Genomic DNA, 16,683 nt, shown 5'->3' on the forward strand with positions numbered 1-16,683 from the left:
TAACGTAAAGAAGGAGTGAAAATAATGGAATATGTTATAGAGATGCTCAATATTCGAAAAGAATTTCCGGGCATAGTCGCCAATGATAATATTACACTTCAAGTTAAAAAGGGGGAAATCCATGCATTGCTCGGGGAAAACGGCGCCGGCAAATCCACACTGATGAACGTGCTATTTGGATTGTACCAGCCCGAGCAAGGAGAAATCCGTGTGAAAGGAAAACCGGTTAAAATTACAAACCCCAATATTGCAAACGATTTAGGGATCGGAATGGTCCATCAGCATTTTATGCTTGTTGACACATTTACGGTTACTGAAAATATCATTCTTGGAAAAGAAATTACATCCAAAGGGAAAATCGACATCAAAAAGGCAGAACAAGAAGTAAGGAAAATTTCAGAACGATACGGTCTTGCCGTCGATCCGAAAGCGAAAATTTCCGATATCTCTGTAGGAATGCAGCAAAGGGTTGAAATTTTAAAAACATTATACCGCGGAGCAGAAATTCTCATATTTGATGAGCCTACCGCTGTATTGACTCCTCAGGAAATTAAGGAACTGATCCAAATTATGAAAACCTTGATTGCTGAAGGCAAGTCGATTATTTTGATTACGCATAAATTAAAAGAAATAATGGAAGTGTGCGACAGAGTAACGGTCATTCGAAAAGGCAAAGGGATAGGAACTCTAAACGTAAAAGACACAAACCCAAATGAATTGGCCAGCTTAATGGTAGGCAGGGAAGTCGTTTTTAAGACTGAAAAGAAGCCGCCTGTACCGAAGCAAGAAGTACTTGAAATAAACAATTTAGTTGTAAACGATTCCAGAGGAGTGCCTGTTGTCAACGGATTGGATCTTACCGTTCATGCCGGAGAGATTGTTGGGATTGCCGGAGTGGATGGGAATGGGCAGACAGAATTGATTGAAGCCATCACCGGGTTAAGAAAATCAGAAAGCGGTAAGATAAAATTAAATGGAAAAGAAATTCAAAACATGACGCCACGGAAAATTACGGAGGCAGGTGTCGGCCATATTCCGCAAGACCGCCATAAACACGGGTTGGTTCTTGATTTTCCGATTGGAGAAAATATGGTGCTTCAGACCTATTACAAAAAACCTTTCTCGAAAAATGGGATCCTTAATTTCAAAGAAATTTATCGTAAAGCAAAAACTTTAATTAGTGAATTCGATGTACGTACACCAAGTGAATATACGCTTGCAAGAGCCCTATCCGGCGGAAATCAGCAAAAAGCGATTATCGGCCGGGAAGTGGACAGGAATCCGGACCTGTTAATTGCAGCGCAGCCAACAAGGGGACTTGATGTTGGAGCAATCGAATTTATTCATAAGAGACTAATCGAACAAAGGGATAATGGAAAAGCTGTATTACTCATTTCCTTTGAGCTTGATGAAATTATGAATGTAAGTGATCGAATTGCTGTCATCTATGAAGGGAAAATTATAGCAATTGTTGATCCGAAGGAAACGACTGAACAGGAGCTTGGTTTGTTAATGGCCGGTGCGAAACGAAAGGAAGCAGGTGTAGGAACCAATGACTAAGCGCATTCGTAATCTTTTAATTCCGGTCATAGCCGTATTATTAGGAATTCTTTCAGGTACGATCATTATGATTGTAAGCGGCTATGATCCGATTGCCGGATTCACATCTCTTTGGTATGGGGCCTTTGGTGATTTATATTATACAGGTGAAGTGATTAGACAAGTTACCCCATATATTTTATCAGGTTTAGCTGTTGCATTTGCCTTCAGAGTCGGGCTGTTCAACATCGGTGTCGAAGGGCAATTGATTGTCGGATGGCTGGCTGCAGTTTGGATTGGGGTTGCTTTTGAACTTCCGAAAGTCATTCATTTGCCGCTGGCAATTTTGACAGCAGCTGTTGCCGGAGCTTTATGGGCGTTCATTCCAGGTTTATTAAAAGCAAAGTTCAGGGTTCATGAAGTAATCGTTACAATCATGATGAACTACATCGCCCTTCATGTGACAAATTATATTATTAGAACCGTCTTATCGGAAAAAAGCGATAAAACGAAAACCATCTTTGAATCTGCGTCATTACGTTCGCCGTTTTTAGAAGGCTTAACAGATTATTCACGCCTTCACTGGGGAATTTTGATTTCACTTGCGTGTGCCTTGATTATGTGGTTTTTATTAGAAAAAACGACAATTGGCTATGAATTAAGATCCGTCGGCTTTAACCACCATGCGTCCCAATACGCAGGCATGAATGTGGATCGAAATATTGTTCTATCGATGTTGATTTCAGGTGCTTTTGCAGGATTGGCCGGTGCGATGGAAGGACTTGGCACATTTGGTTATGCCGCTGTAAAAGGCGGATTTACAGGTGTTGGATTTGATGGCATCGCTGTTGCCTTATTGGGCGGAAATACTGCTGTCGGGGTAATTTTTGCAGCCCTTCTTTTCGGAGCTTTGAAAGTCGGTGCGTTAAACATGCCGCTCGAATCAGGAATTCCGAATGAATTGGTTGATATTATTATTGCATTAATTGTATTTTTTGTAGCTTCTAGTTATATGATCCGCTGGGTCATTGACAGATTCAATAATAAGGGGGTGAAGTAAGTGGATTTCATGGACATTTTGCAAATTATCATTCCTTCTACATTACTTTGGGCGGCTCCACTTATTTTCACCGCGTTGGGCGGTATTTTCTCCGAACGTTCCGGGGTTGTCAATATTGGGCTGGAAGGTTTAATGGTCATTGGAGCGTTCACTGCAATTGTTTTTAACTTAACATATGTTTACATTTTTGGAAACTTAACACCATGGGTTGCATTACTCGTTGCAATGCTGGCTGGAGCATTATTTTCCGTTATCCATGCGGTTGCTTCCATCACATTCAGGGCTGACCATACGGTATCAGGGGTTGCCATTAACTTATTGGCAGTTGGTTTGACACTCTTTCTTGTAAAGCTAATTTATGGAAAAGGCCAAACGGACATTATACAAAAAGGATTTGACAAAATAGATATTCCTTTTTTGAAAGATATTCCGTTTCTTGGACCGATTTTCTTCTCAAATACGTATTTGACATCGTTTGTTGCTATTGGTTTCGCATTGGTCGTTTGGTATGTGATTTACAAAACTCCTTTTGGACTTCGCCTCCGCTCAGTAGGTGAACATCCGATGGCTGCTGATACAATGGGGATCAATGTGACTAAAATGCGTTATATCGGTGTTATTTTGTCAGGTGCCCTTGGAGGGATCGGCGGCGGAGTTTATGCACAGGCGATCACATCTGATTTCGGCCATGCAACCATTAGCGGGCAAGGGTTCATGGCACTTGCGGCTATGATTTTTGGTAAGTGGCATCCGCTCGGTGCAATGGGAGCAGCTCTGTTCTTTGGTTTTGCACAAAGTATCAGTATTATCGGATCCAATTTGCCGTTTTTGGAAAACATCCCGAGTGTTTACTTGCATATTGCTCCATATGTATTAACAATCCTTGCTTTAACAGGCTTTATCGGCCGCGCCGACGCGCCAAAAGCTGTCGGAACACATTATATAAAAGGAAGCCGTTAATAAAAACCGTGGTTCCTTTAGATGGAACCATGGTTTTTTTAGAAATAAGTGAGTTTTTGATTCGTTCCTTTGTCTCGACTTCGATTTTTTTTGTTAAAGGACGGATTTTTAGTTAGTGAACGGCGGGTTTATTTGCTCTGAAACATGGTTATGAGCCCTTATTTTGACATATGAGCTCTTATTTCGATTTATGAGCCTTTATTTCGATTTTTGAGCCTTTATTTCGATTTATGAGCTTTTATTTCAATATATGAGCCTTCAATTCAAAATATGAGCCGTAGATGAATTTTATGAGCTTTCATGATAATTAATAAACAATAAAAATATTATGTAAACACACACCAACCAAACCGAAAAAACAAAGTAAACCACACAAAGCAAGCAACCCCCCCCAAATTACTTGAAATATTTCTCATTGGAAATGTATAGTAATAAAGAATATGTTTATCTTCAAAGGATAATATAGAAAATAACTGCATTACTTGTTACATATTGTTTAAATAGGGTTCTAATTTTATATGGGAGGCCTGCTTATGACAGCTTTATCGGAAACAGTAAAAGAAATGAGTGGCTATAAGCTTCATCTTGTAAAAACAGATAAATATAAAACAAACACACTTGTTTGGAAAATGAAGGCCCCGCTTCAAGCATCGGATGTCACGAAAAGAGCATTATTGCCTTATGTATTGCAAAGCAGCACAAAAAAATATCCGACAACAGCCAAACTTCGGTCCTATTTAGACGAATTATATGGGGCAACTCTTTATGTCGATCTTGCGAAAAAAGGCGAGTACCACGTTATCACGTTTTCAATTGAGATCGCCAATGAGAAATTCCTTCGTGATCAATCTCCTTTATTAAAAAATGCATTTGAATTACTATCAGAAATATTGTTAAACCCGAATGCTTCCAATCATTCATTTGATGCGGTAACTGTTGAAATGGAAAAAAGAACATTGAAACAACGAATTCAATCTGTTTACGATGATAAAATGAGGTACTCCAATTTGCGCCTCATTCAAGAAATGTGTTCAGGAGAACCTTATGCTTTAAGTGTAAACGGTGAATTGGAATCCGTTAATCAAATCAATGCTGAAAATTTATTTGAATATTATCAACAAGCCCTTGCGGAAGATGAATTGGATCTTTATATAATCGGAGATATTGATGAAGAAGAGGTTTACAAAACTGCTTCGGATTTGATCAAATTTCATGACCGTACCCCAAAAGAAGCGGAGAAAGTTTCGGTTCGTACAAAGGAAAAAATTAATGAAGTGATTGAAAAACAAGATGTTAAGCAAGGTAAACTGAACATTGGCTACAGAACGAATATTGTTTATGGAGATCCGGATTATTATGCATTGCAATTATTTAATGGGATTTTTGGCGGGTTCTCTCATTCTAAATTGTTTCGAAATGTCCGGGAAAAAGCGAGCCTGGCCTATTATGCCGCAAGCAGGCTTGAAAGCCATAAAGGCTTAATGATGGTTATGTCCGGAATAGATGCAAGAAATTATCAACAAGCCGTCCAAATTATTAATGAGCAAATGCAGGCAATGAAGAATGGCGACTTTACAGATGTGGAAATTGATCAGACAAAAGCTGTGATCCGAAATCAGCTGCTTGAAACGATCGATACGTCTAGGGGAATTGTTGAAGTATTATACCATAATATTGTTTCAAAACAACCGATTGATTTGCAAACGTGGCTCAAAGGAATGGAACAAGTCACACGGGAAGACATCGTGAAAGTGGCCCAAAAAATTGAAGCAGATACGATTTACTTCTTAACGGGAACGGAAGGTGGAAGCCAATGAAAAAAATAACGTTTGATCAGCTTCAAGAAGAACTTTATTATGAGAAACTTGAAAACGGGCTCGATGTGTATATACTTCCAAAAAAAGGGTTTAATAAAACGTATGCGACATTTACGACAAAGTATGGGTCTGTTGATAATACTTTTGTTCCTCTAAATAAAAATGAGTTTATTACTGTTCCTGATGGAATTGCACACTTTCTTGAGCACAAGTTGTTTGAAAAAGAAGATGGAGATGTGTTTCAGCAATTCAGCCGCCAAGGGGCATCTGCAAATGCGTTTACTTCTTTTACGAGGACAGCCTATTTATTTTCCAGCACTTCGGATGTTGAATTAAACCTTGAGACATTAATCAATTTTGTTCAGGACCCTTATTTTACAGAAAAAACAGTAGAGAAAGAAAAAGGGATCATCGGACAGGAAATAACAATGTATGACGATAATCCTGATTGGCGCCTTTATTTTGGCCTTATCGAAAATTTATATCAAAACCATCCAGTTAAGATTGATATTGCCGGAACGATCGAGTCCATTTCCGAAATAACAAAAGATATGCTTTATGAATGCTACTACACATTTTATCATCCAAGCAATATGCTTTTGTTTGTTGTTGGGCCGGTTGATCCTAAGAAAATTATGAATCAAATAATAGCAAACCAAAGCAAAAAAACTTATCATAACCAGCCGGAAATTAAGCGGCAATTTCCCGATGAACCGAAAGAGTCAGCCGAAAAGAAAAAAGTGTTAAAAATGAATGTTCAAACTTCAAAATGTCTGTTCGGTATAAAAGCTCTTGATGTAAATCAATCGGGCGAACAAATGTTGAAGAAAGAGCTGACGATTAATGTCATGCTTGATGTACTGTTTGGTAAAAGCTCAAACAATTATCATGAGCTTTATAATGAAGGGCTTATTGATGATACATTTTCATACGATTATACACAGGAACAAGGTTTCGGGTTTGCGATGGTCGGCGGAGATACAAATGATCCAGACAAACTAGCGGAAAAATTAGAAAAAATGTTTATCAACGCAAAAGAAGGGAATATTTTTACAGAAGAAAATCTGGAAAGGGCAAAAAGGAAAAAAATCGGTTCGTTCTTAAGAGCTATTAATTCACCTGAATATATCGCCAACCAATTTACCCGCTATGCATTTAATGATATGAATTTGTTTGATGTTGTTCCAACACTTGAAAGCATTACCCTGAATGATGTAAAAAAAGTTGCGGATACATTTATTGCCGAGGAACGGTTTTCTGTTTGCCAAGTTGTTCCTAAATAATGAACGTTTTTAAAGAAGCGCTTGCACGGCGCTTTTTTTCTTTTTCAAAAGCCAGTAAAATAAGAGGGTAAAAATCGTTATTATCGGAGTGTTTTTATGAAAAAATATGCCCTCATAACCGGAGCGAGCGGCGGAATCGGCAGGGCGATTGCCTGGAAGCTTGCTGAAGAAGGTTATTCGTTATATTTACATTACAACCGCAATAAGAAAGCGATTTTAGAATTGTTGCAAAAACTGGAAGTTTTTCAAGGGGAATTCATTCCTATACAAGCCGATCTGTCCCAACTGGACGGCTATAAAAAGATTACTTCAAATGTTTTTACGTTAGATGCCATCATTCATAATAGCGGAATAAGCCAATATGGAATGTTAATCGATTTAGACGAAAAAGAAGCCCAAGATTTAATTCAGGTTCATTTAACGACACCGCTGTTGCTGACAAAAGAACTGCTTCCGAAAATGACAGCAAAAAAACACGGAAATATTATTGTGATTTCTTCGATTTGGGGGCAAACAGGCGCATCATGTGAAGTCGCATACTCAACGGTTAAAGGCGCACAAATTGCTTTTGTAAAGGCTTTAAGTAAAGAAGTTGCCCTAAACGGTATTCGTGTGAATGCAATTGCACCCGGAGCAATCGAAACAGCCATGCTGAATGATTTTTCCGAAGAGGACTTGCAAGCAATGAAAGAGGATATCCCGCTCGGCCGATTCGGGACTCCAATGGATGTTGCGAACAGTGTTTCTTTTTTGCTTTCCGATAAAGCTTCTTATATTACAGGACAGGTTCTGTCTGTAAATGGCGGATGGTATACTTAATGACAATCCTTTATCGAACGATGAATATTTTGGACCTCAATCAAGCAAAATAACCGTGAATAACATATAAGGAGGTTCAAACAATGTCTGTTTTAGATAATTGGCATCAATGGAAAGACTTTTTAGGCGATCGCCTGAATCAGGCGCAAAATTCCGGAATGAGCAAAGAAGTGGTCAATGATCTTGCATTTCAAATAGGTGATTATCTTGCAAAGCAAGTAGAGCCTAAGAATGAACAAGAAAAAATTTTGGCGGACCTTTGGTCTGTTGCAAGCCCTGAAGAACAGCATGCGATCGCCAGTATGATGGTGAAGCTTGTTCAAAATGACGGAACCCACTAATAACATACCCATTACGCAAAAAGAGAGGGAAGCCCTCTCTTTTTTACGTTTCTGTTACAAGTGGTTGAATTTGTTTTTTACGTTTTTGTTTTTCCTTTCATCTTCAATCAAAATCATTTATTATATAAGCTAGATGAAAAAATGATGGGATTTGTCACTAGCATGCAAGCGAAGGAGGTTTTTTTATGAAAAAAACGGAATGGTATCTGGAATATGAGATTATAAAAAACCGTCCTGGTCTGCTCGGTGACATTTCATCCCTATTAGGTATGCTCTCCATAAATATTGTTACGATTAATGGGGTCCATGAAGGGCGCCGCGGGCTACTTATTTTAGCAAAAGATAAAGAACAAATTGAACGGCTAGAGTCTATTTTGAACACAATGGATACAATAAGAGTGATAAAACTTCGCGAGCCAAAACTGCGTGACCGTCTTGCCATCCGTCACGGAAGATACATACAAAGAGATGCAGACGATAAAAAGACATTCAGGTTTGTCCGTGATGAAATTGGTTTACTCGTCGATTTTATGGCAGAATTATTTAAACAGGAAGGCCATAAACTGATTGGAATTCGTGGAATGCCAAGGGTCGGCAAAACGGAATCAGTTGTAGCATCTAGCGTAAGCGCTAATAAGCGCTGGTTGTTTGTGTCATCGACGCTTCTAAAACAAACGGTCAGAAACCAGCTAATAGAGGACGAGTATAACGAAAATAATATATTCATTATTGATGGAATTGTTTCAACCCGGCGCGCAAGCGAGCGCCATTGGCAGCTTGTAAGGGAAATTATGCAGCTTCCTGCTGTAAAAGTAATAGAACATCCTGATATCTTCGTTCAAAATACCGAGTTTTCATTGGATGATTTTGACTATATCATTGAACTTCGAAATGATCCCGATGAAGAGATTACGTATGAAATTGTTGATAAGGATCATATATTTTCGGATTCTGATTTCGAAGGTTTTAATTTTTAACAATAATGGAAGGTGTTTTCGTTGACGGAATTAGGAAACAGACTGAAAGAAGCCAGGGAAGCAAAAGGTTTGAGCCTGGATCAACTGCAAGATTTAACGAAAATTCAGAAGCGATATTTGAAGGGAATTGAAGAAGGAAATTATTCGATGATGCCCGGCAAGTTCTACGTCCGCGCTTTTATTAAACAATATGCGGAAGCTGTCGGGATTGAACCGGAAGAACTTTTTGAACAATACAAAAATGAAATTCCTTCTACATATGATAATGAATTGCCTGAACAGCTTTCAAGAGTTCAAAGCAGGAAGAATATTTCCGGGAACAGCTCAAAAATTTTGGATATGCTCCCGAAAATTTTGATCGGTGTTTTTGTCATCGGTGCAATTGCGCTTATTTGGTATTTCCTTCAATCAAATGCACGGAATGAAGCGAAAGAACCTGTTCAGGAAAAGAATGTACCTGCTCGTTTTGAACAATCCGCCAATCTTGAAAAAGATGTGGAAGAAAGCGAAAAGACCGAAACTAAAGAAGAAAAAGAAAAAACAAGTCCTGATGAGACTGAGCCTGTGGAAGAAGAGAAAGCTCAAGAACAGCAAGTTTCAGTAGTGGAAGCAAGTGGCCGAAATACAGTATATGAATTGAAAAATGCCGACAAGTTTTTATTGAAAGTTGCTTCTAGGGGCGGAGAGACTTGGGTTAATATTTTGAATGGCAAAGGCCATTCCTTTTTCCAGGGTACTTTATCAAAAGGAGGAACCGAAAGTCAGACTGTTGATTTTTCCAAAGAACAAGAAGCTGTGATTGTCGTGGGAAATTCAGCAAATACAGAGATCTATATTAATGATCAAAAAGTTGAGTTTGCCGTTCCGCCTTCTGAATCGGTGCGACAGGATATCACGATTCGGTATGTACCAAAGGCAGAATAGTCATCAATGTTGATGACTATTTTTTCCTTTTTGAATTTTCGGACAGTAATGGAGGTCACCTAATGAATTTGCCAAATAAAATAACGATTTCGAGAATCTTTCTTATCCCCTTGTTTTTAGTTGTTATGCTTGCACAATTTCATTGGGGGGAAATGGAATTCCTTGGGGCTGAAATGCCGGTGACTCATTTTGTCGGTGCTCTGATTTTTATCGTTGCATCTACAACGGATTGGATCGATGGTTACTATGCCCGTAAATATAAATTGGTTACAAACCTGGGGAAATTTTTGGATCCTCTCGCTGATAAACTATTAGTGTCATCTGCTTTAATCGTCCTTGTTGATTTAGAAATGGCAGCTTCTTGGATTGTTATCATAATCATTAGCCGCGAGTTTGCTGTTACAGGTCTTCGCCTTGTTCTTGCTGGAGAAGGAGAAGTAGTTGCAGCAAATATGCTCGGTAAAATTAAGACATGGACACAAATCATTGCGATTTCAGCTTTGCTTTTACATAATCCTGTTTTTGAATATGTGAATATCCCATTTGATGACATCGCCCTTTGGGTTGCCATGTTTTTTACGATTTGGTCAGGATGGGATTATTTCTACAAAAACAGACAAGTATTTATGAACTCAAAATAAAATGAACAATGGGGGAATCTTTATGAACGCTGAAATAATCGCGGTTGGCTCTGAATTATTACTTGGACAAATTGTAAACACAAATGCTCGATTTATATCGAAGCATTTGGCTGATGCCGGAATCAATGTTTTTTACCATGCAGTAGTCGGGGATAACCCCGGCCGATTGAAATCTGTTCTTGAAACAGCCGAAAAACGCTCTGATATCATTATTTTCACCGGCGGACTGGGTCCGACGAAAGATGATTTAACAAAAGAGACGATTGCGGCTCATCTCGGTACAGAACTGGTCTTGGATGATGATGCTCTTCAGTCGATTGAGGAGTTTTATGTAAAAACAGGGATGGAAATGACTGAAAACAATCGGAAGCAAGCATTGGTTCTTAAAGGTTCGCAAGTGTTGAAAAACGAACACGGAATGGCACCGGGCATGCTGCTTGACACGGGTAACCGTATTTATATGCTTTTGCCGGGGCCTCCTAAAGAAATGGAGCCGATGTTTACAAAATATGCGCTTCCTGCACTGTTAAGCAAATTGAACATGCAAGAAAAACTTGTATCAAGAGTCATTAGGTTTTTTGGACTTAGCGAGGCTCTGATGGAAGCGAAAGTTCAAGATATCATTGATCAGCAAAGCAATCCGACAATTGCTCCGCTCGCTGCGGAATGGGATGTCACCCTTCGCTTAACGGCAAAACACAGTTCAATTGAAACGGCGTTCCAGCTTATTGATGAAACAGAAAAATTAATCGTAGATCGTATAGGAGAGTATAAATACGGATATGACGATACTACTTTGATGAATGAACTTACGAAGGTTTTGAAACAAAATAGCCTGACGATTTCGTGTGCTGAAAGTTTAACTGGAGGGATGTTTCAACAGGAACTAACTTCTATTCCCGGATCCGTCAACATTCTAAAAGGCGGTGTTGTTTGTTATACCCGGGAGTCGAAAGAGAACGTACTCCTCGTTCAAAAAGAAACGATAGATAAAGAAGGAGTCGTCAGTGAAGCTTGTGCGTTTGAGCTAGCAGAAAATGCTGCTAAGATCTTTCAATCCGATATCGGCATCAGCTTTACTGGAGTGGCCGGTCCGGAAGAATTAGAAGGAAAACCGGTAGGCACTGTTTTCATTGGAATTTCGATTAAGGGCCGCCCAACTCTCGTAAAAAAGGTGAATCTTGCCGGAACTAGGGATGCAATCCGTACCCAAACAGTTAAATATGGATGTTTTTTCTTATTGAAATTACTTTCAGAATCACAGAGTGCTTGATTAAGCATTCTGTTTTTTTGTCATTGTCAATGATCAGATCATTACTAAAAAATCGCAAAAAGAATAGCGTTTTTTCTCAAAAAAGTTTTTTACTAGACGAAAAGCAGATTGTATGTGTAAAAATAGCTAAAAAAATTACCGAATAGATGTTCGATTTTTATCTAGACAATTATTATAAAAACCGTTATAGTAGAGATAGATTTTGAGATGAGACGAACAAGAATAATCCGGTAATAGGAGTTTCTTGCTCGTGAATAAAGGAGGAAATTTTTCGTGAGTGACCGTCAAGCAGCCTTAGAAATGGCGTTGAAGCAAATAGAAAAACAATTTGGTAAAGGCTCAATTATGAAACTAGGAGAGCAAACTGACCGAAGAATTTCAACCGTGCCCAGCGGTTCGCTTGCACTTGATGCTGCGCTTGGAGTAGGCGGATATCCGCGCGGACGCATTATCGAAATTTACGGGCCTGAGAGTTCAGGTAAAACGACCGTTGCCCTGCATGCGATTGCGGAAGTTCAGGCACAAGGCGGACAAGCTGCGTTTATTGATGCGGAGCATGCCCTTGATCCGATATATGCTCAAAAACTTGGAGTTGATATTGATGAGCTGCTTCTTTCCCAGCCGGATACAGGGGAGCAGGCATTGGAAATCGCTGAAGCGTTAGTAAGAAGCGGGGCTGTTGACATCATTGTTATTGATTCTGTTGCTGCGCTTGTTCCAAAAGCGGAGATTGAAGGAGAAATGGGGGATTCTCATGTCGGTCTCCAGGCCCGCCTTATGTCCCAAGCACTGCGCAAGCTGTCAGGTGCCATTAATAAGTCGAAAACAATTGCAATCTTTATTAACCAAATCCGCGAGAAAGTAGGAGTTATGTTCGGCAACCCGGAAACCACTCCGGGCGGACGCGCGCTAAAGTTCTATTCTACGATCCGTCTGGAAGTGCGCCGTGCTGAACAATTAAAGCAAGGCAATGACATGGTTGGGAATAAAACAAAAATAAAAGTTGTGAAAAATAAAGTAGCTCCTCCATTCCGTACAGCAGAAGTTGATATTATGTACGGGGAAGGTATTTCAAAAGAGGGCGAAATCATTGATATGGGTTCCGAATTGGATATTATCCAGAAGAGCGGATCCTGGTATTCGTACAATGATGAGCGCCTAGGTCAGGGCCGCGAGAATGCAAAACAATATTTGAAAGAAAATGTGGAACTTCGCAACGAGATCCAGCAAAAAATCAGGGAGCACTTTGGCCTTGATGAAATAAAAACAATAACCGAACCGGAAGAACAGGAAGAATTTGACCTGTTGGATTAATTTGTAAAAGCAAAGCTGTGAAAGCTTTGCTTTTTTTGATAAACTTACAAAGTTTAACAAATAAATATAGATCCCGCAAGGACAAACCCTTGACAATAAAAATTCACAGCTTTACAATTAGTCTTGTATATTTTTCACTTTTTAAGTCATAAAATGTTTAAAAGCCCTAGCGCTGTATGTTGATGTTAAAAACAATGTACATGCCGACACTTAAAAAAGTAACAAAAGTTCATAGCAAGAGGAGGTGAAACGATGGAACCCATTACGATCATCTCCATTTTGCTTGGCCTATTCGTCGGTGCAGTTGTTGGCTATTTCATTCGTAAATCCATTGCTGAAGCAAAGATAACAGGCGCAAAAAATGCAGCTGAACAGATCCTGGAAGATGCCAGGCGTCAAGCAGATGCATTAAAGAAAGAAGCTTTGTTGGAGGCAAAGGATGAAATTCACAAGCTTCGTACTGAAGCTGAACGTGAGGTTAAAGAACGAAGAATTGAACTGCAAAAACAAGAAAACCGTTTACTGCAAAAAGAAGAGAATCTTGATCGGAAGGACGAAACGTTAGACAAACGTGAAGCCCTTTTAGAAAAGAAAGAGGATTCCCTTAATAAAAGACAACAGCATATTGAAGAGATGGAAAGCAAAGTGGACGAGATGGTACGAGCACAGCAAGCTGAACTTGAACGTATCTCGAGCTTGACACGGGAAGAGGCAAAATCAATCATTTTGGAACGCGTTGAGAACGAATTGTCTCACGAAATTGCGATGATGATAAAAGAAAGCGAAATTCGAGCAAAGGAAGAGGCTGACAAGAAAGCAAAAGAAATCTTGTCACTGGCTATACAAAGATGTGCAGCAGATCATGTCGCTGAGACAACTGTATCAGTTGTGAACCTTCCAAATGATGAAATGAAGGGCCGGATTATTGGCCGTGAAGGAAGAAATATCAGAACTCTTGAAACGTTGACTGGTATTGACCTTATCATTGATGATACTCCTGAAGCCGTAATATTATCAGGTTTTGACCCTATACGCCGTGAAACAGCTCGTTTAGCATTAGACAAGCTTGTACAAGACGGACGCATTCACCCTGCACGAATCGAGGAAATGGTAGAAAAAGCCCGGCGTGAGGTGGATGAACATATCCGTGAAATTGGTGAACAAACTACATTTGATGTCGGTGTTCACGGGCTCCATCCGGATTTAATTAAAATTCTTGGCCGCTTGAAATACCGTACAAGTTACGGCCAAAATGTGTTAAAACATTCAATGGAAGTTGCTCAGCTTTCAGGACTGCTGGCAGCTGAGCTTGGTGAAGACGAAACTTTAGCACGCCGTGCAGGACTGCTTCATGACATCGGTAAAGCAATTGACCATGAAGTAGAAGGAAGCCATGTTGAAATAGGAGTGGAACTTGCAACGAAGTACAAGGAACATCCTGTTGTGATTAACAGTATTGCTTCACACCACGGCGACACTGAACCTACGTCAATCATTGCTGTTTTAGTGGCAGCCGCTGATGCGTTATCAGCAGCAAGACCTGGAGCACGCAGTGAAACGCTTGAAAACTATATTCGACGCCTAGAAAAGCTTGAAGAGATTTCTGAATCATACGAAGGTGTGGAGAAATCATTTGCAGTTCAAGCAGGCCGCGAGGTTCGGATTATGGTTAAGCCGGAACAAATTGATGATCTTGAAGCTCATCGATTGGCAAGAGACATTCGTAAAAGAATTGAAGAAGAGCTTGATTATCCAGGCCACATAAAAGTTACGGTGATTCGTGAAACAAGGGCTGTTGAATATGCAAAATAAAGCGGTGCAAAATGCACCGCTTTATTTTATCTTTAATAATGATACAATATTCTAATCAAACATTTTTATTAGAAAGGGCAAGGGAATGAGAATACTGTTTGTAGGCGATGTTGTCGGGTCGCTTGGAAGAGAAATGGTTAGTGAGTATTTAGGCAAGCTAAAAGAAAAATATCGTCCAAATTTAACAATTGTAAATGGTGAAAATGCAGCCGGCGGTAAAGGAATTACAGAAAAAATTTACCGTCAATTTTTAGAGTATGGGGCCCAAGCTGTTACATTAGGTAATCATACATGGCATAATCGGGAAATCTTTGATTTCATCAATGATGCGAAATACATCGTGAGGCCTGCTAATTTTCCTGATGCAACTCTAGGTACTGGAATTGTTTACTTAAAAGTTAATCAGGAAGAAGTAGCCGTAATAAGTCTTCAAGGCCGCACATTTATGCCTGCAATTGATTGCCCCTTTATGAAGGCCGATCAATTGATTGAAGAGGCAAAGCGCAGGACACCCATCATTTTTGTCGATTTCCATGCAGAGGCGACAAGCGAAAAACAAGCGATGGGCTGGTATTTAGACGGAAGGGTATCTGCAGTTGTCGGTACCCATACACATGTCCAGACGGGTGATGAACGGATACTGCCCGGGGGAACTGCTTATTTAACCGATGTAGGCATGACAGGCCCTTATGATGAAATTTTAGGTGTAGAAAAAGAAGCGGTAATTAAAAAGTTTCTCACAAGTCTGCCTGTTCGTTTTGAAGTGCCAAAAAGAGGACGGGTGCAGCTCAATGCAGTCCTAATTGATATAGACAATAAAAATGGCAAAGCTGAAAAGATACAAAGAATTTTAATTAATGACGATCATCCGTTTTTTTCTTAAGTACGTTTGAAAGCGTTGTATTATTTACTTTCTAGTTCCTTGTAAAATAGCTTGTAGATTTCCTTTTTTTGTCCGAGCCGGAATATGTTAATTAACGGGTGAATATAGTAGCAATGGATAGATATATCCCGTATATACGGCTGATAAAGTTCCCGCGTTATTGACAAAACCAAAATCGGCTTTTAAAGCCCGAATGATCCTTTCGCCTAAGTGAGAATTAAAAAACTCACAGTATGGCTTGATGAGTATCAATTTTATGGAATAATTTTGCGGGTCGGGATGAAATAAGGAGGAGCTAGGAATGGAAATATTAAAAGTTTCAGCAAAGTCTAATCCTAATTCTGTAGCTGGTGCGCTTGCCGGTGTTCTGCGTGAGAGAGGCGCTGCGGAGATTCAGGCAATAGGTGCGGGTGCATTAAATCAAGCCGTTAAGGCAGTAGCAATTGCAAGAGGATTTGTCGCACCTAGCGGAGTTGATTTAATTTGCATCCCCGCATTTACCGATATTCAGATCGACGGCGAAGAACGCACGGCGATAAAATTAATTGTAGAACCTCGGTGAAAAATAATTCTGCCTGTTTGCTTAATTTGCAAACAGGTTCTTTTTCTGTTGAAAAGGGGCGGAGCTACGCTAACAAAGATAGAAATGGCAACTTACCTTTAGCAAGATACTTATTTGGTCTTGTAAATATTTAGTGTCTGGCTTCGCTCCACCGCCTTATTATGTTAGTTATCTTTCAAATGAAACCTATTTCCAAGTTAGAGTTAGAAGTAAAACTCATTCTTGTTTATTGAAGAAAATTATAGTCATACAAGTTATTAAAATTGTCAATGAAAATACAACTTAAGGAGTATATTTTTAAAAATAAAAAAAAATTCATATTTTCGTCAATAATTAGCCGGAAAGGGTTGCTTTTTTTACCGCTTAGGTCTAGAATTGAAAGCGTTTAATACCTATCCAAAAATCAAGTCTTAACCTATTCACGTGGAGAAAGGTTAATTCCCAGTGATTTACTTGGATAAGTGCTGCTCTAATCAAA

The 16,683-nt window shown here is 39.4% G+C and carries 15 protein-coding genes; all 15 read left to right on the top strand.

Annotated features, from left to right (window positions below; translation table 11 throughout):
• Nucleotides 1-24: 24 nt before the first annotated feature.
• Nucleotides 25-1,560: an ABC transporter ATP-binding protein gene (locus C0966_RS04170; RefSeq protein ID WP_274853947.1), complete on the top strand. Its 1,536-nt coding sequence runs from the start codon at nucleotides 25-27 to the stop codon at nucleotides 1,558-1,560.
• On the top strand, nucleotides 1,553-2,599 hold the full coding sequence (locus C0966_RS04175; protein WP_274853948.1) for an ABC transporter permease: 1,047 nt from the start codon (nucleotides 1,553-1,555) through the stop codon (nucleotides 2,597-2,599). The genes C0966_RS04170 and C0966_RS04175 overlap by 8 nt, the downstream gene beginning before the upstream one ends.
• On the top strand, nucleotides 2,600-3,559 hold the full coding sequence (locus C0966_RS04180) for an ABC transporter permease (protein ID WP_274853949.1): 960 nt from the start codon (nucleotides 2,600-2,602) through the stop codon (nucleotides 3,557-3,559).
• A 533-nt stretch (nucleotides 3,560-4,092) separates the two neighbouring features.
• Entirely contained in the window at nucleotides 4,093-5,376 is a 1,284-nt protein-coding gene (gene yfmF / locus C0966_RS04185) for an EF-P 5-aminopentanol modification-associated protein YfmF (protein ID WP_274853950.1), read from the top strand.
• A complete protein-coding gene (yfmH, locus tag C0966_RS04190; protein ID WP_274853951.1) occupies nucleotides 5,373-6,659 on the top strand; it encodes an EF-P 5-aminopentanol modification-associated protein YfmH in 1,287 nt (428 codons plus the stop codon). The genes yfmF and yfmH overlap by 4 nt, the downstream gene beginning before the upstream one ends.
• A 96-nt stretch (nucleotides 6,660-6,755) precedes the next feature.
• Complete coding sequence (ymfI, locus tag C0966_RS04195) at nucleotides 6,756-7,478, top strand: elongation factor P 5-aminopentanone reductase (RefSeq protein ID WP_274853952.1); 723 nt, start codon at nucleotides 6,756-6,758, stop codon at nucleotides 7,476-7,478.
• Between the two features lie 83 nt (nucleotides 7,479-7,561).
• The gene (locus C0966_RS04200) at nucleotides 7,562-7,819 is read left to right on the top strand and encodes a DUF3243 domain-containing protein (protein WP_274853953.1); all 258 of its coding nucleotides are present in this window, start codon (nucleotides 7,562-7,564) and stop codon (nucleotides 7,817-7,819) included.
• A gap of 185 nt (nucleotides 7,820-8,004) precedes the next feature.
• Nucleotides 8,005-8,796 carry a DUF3388 domain-containing protein gene (locus C0966_RS04205; RefSeq protein ID WP_274853954.1) on the top strand — a complete coding sequence of 264 codons (792 nt, stop codon included), beginning with the start codon at nucleotides 8,005-8,007 and terminating at the stop codon, nucleotides 8,794-8,796.
• 21 nt (nucleotides 8,797-8,817) lie between these two features.
• Complete coding sequence (locus tag C0966_RS04210; RefSeq protein ID WP_274853955.1) at nucleotides 8,818-9,720, top strand: helix-turn-helix domain-containing protein; 903 nt, start codon at nucleotides 8,818-8,820, stop codon at nucleotides 9,718-9,720.
• 62 nt (nucleotides 9,721-9,782) lie between these two features.
• Entirely contained in the window at nucleotides 9,783-10,361 is a 579-nt protein-coding gene (pgsA, locus tag C0966_RS04215; protein ID WP_274853956.1) for a CDP-diacylglycerol--glycerol-3-phosphate 3-phosphatidyltransferase, read from the top strand.
• A 22-nt stretch (nucleotides 10,362-10,383) separates the two neighbouring features.
• Nucleotides 10,384-11,634, top strand: a complete 1,251-nt coding sequence (locus C0966_RS04220; protein ID WP_274853957.1) for a competence/damage-inducible protein A — start codon at nucleotides 10,384-10,386, stop codon at nucleotides 11,632-11,634.
• Between the two features lie 273 nt (nucleotides 11,635-11,907).
• Nucleotides 11,908-12,948 (top strand): recombinase RecA, encoded by a 1,041-nt coding sequence (gene recA, locus C0966_RS04225; RefSeq protein ID WP_274853958.1) that lies wholly within the window; start codon nucleotides 11,908-11,910, stop codon nucleotides 12,946-12,948.
• Between the two features lie 252 nt (nucleotides 12,949-13,200).
• Nucleotides 13,201-14,760 (top strand): ribonuclease Y, encoded by a 1,560-nt coding sequence (rny, locus tag C0966_RS04230; RefSeq protein ID WP_274853959.1) that lies wholly within the window; start codon nucleotides 13,201-13,203, stop codon nucleotides 14,758-14,760.
• 85 nt (nucleotides 14,761-14,845) lie between these two features.
• Nucleotides 14,846-15,643 (top strand): TIGR00282 family metallophosphoesterase, encoded by a 798-nt coding sequence (locus tag C0966_RS04235; protein WP_274853960.1) that lies wholly within the window; start codon nucleotides 14,846-14,848, stop codon nucleotides 15,641-15,643.
• Between the two features lie 301 nt (nucleotides 15,644-15,944).
• Complete coding sequence (gene spoVS / locus C0966_RS04240) at nucleotides 15,945-16,205, top strand: stage V sporulation protein SpoVS (protein WP_003181955.1); 261 nt, start codon at nucleotides 15,945-15,947, stop codon at nucleotides 16,203-16,205.
• The last annotated feature ends 478 nt before the right edge of the window (nucleotides 16,206-16,683 follow it).

The organism is Bacillus methanolicus, from assembly GCF_028888695.1.
GTDB lineage: Bacteria > Bacillota > Bacilli > Bacillales > Cytobacillaceae > Bacillus_Z > Bacillus_Z methanolicus_B.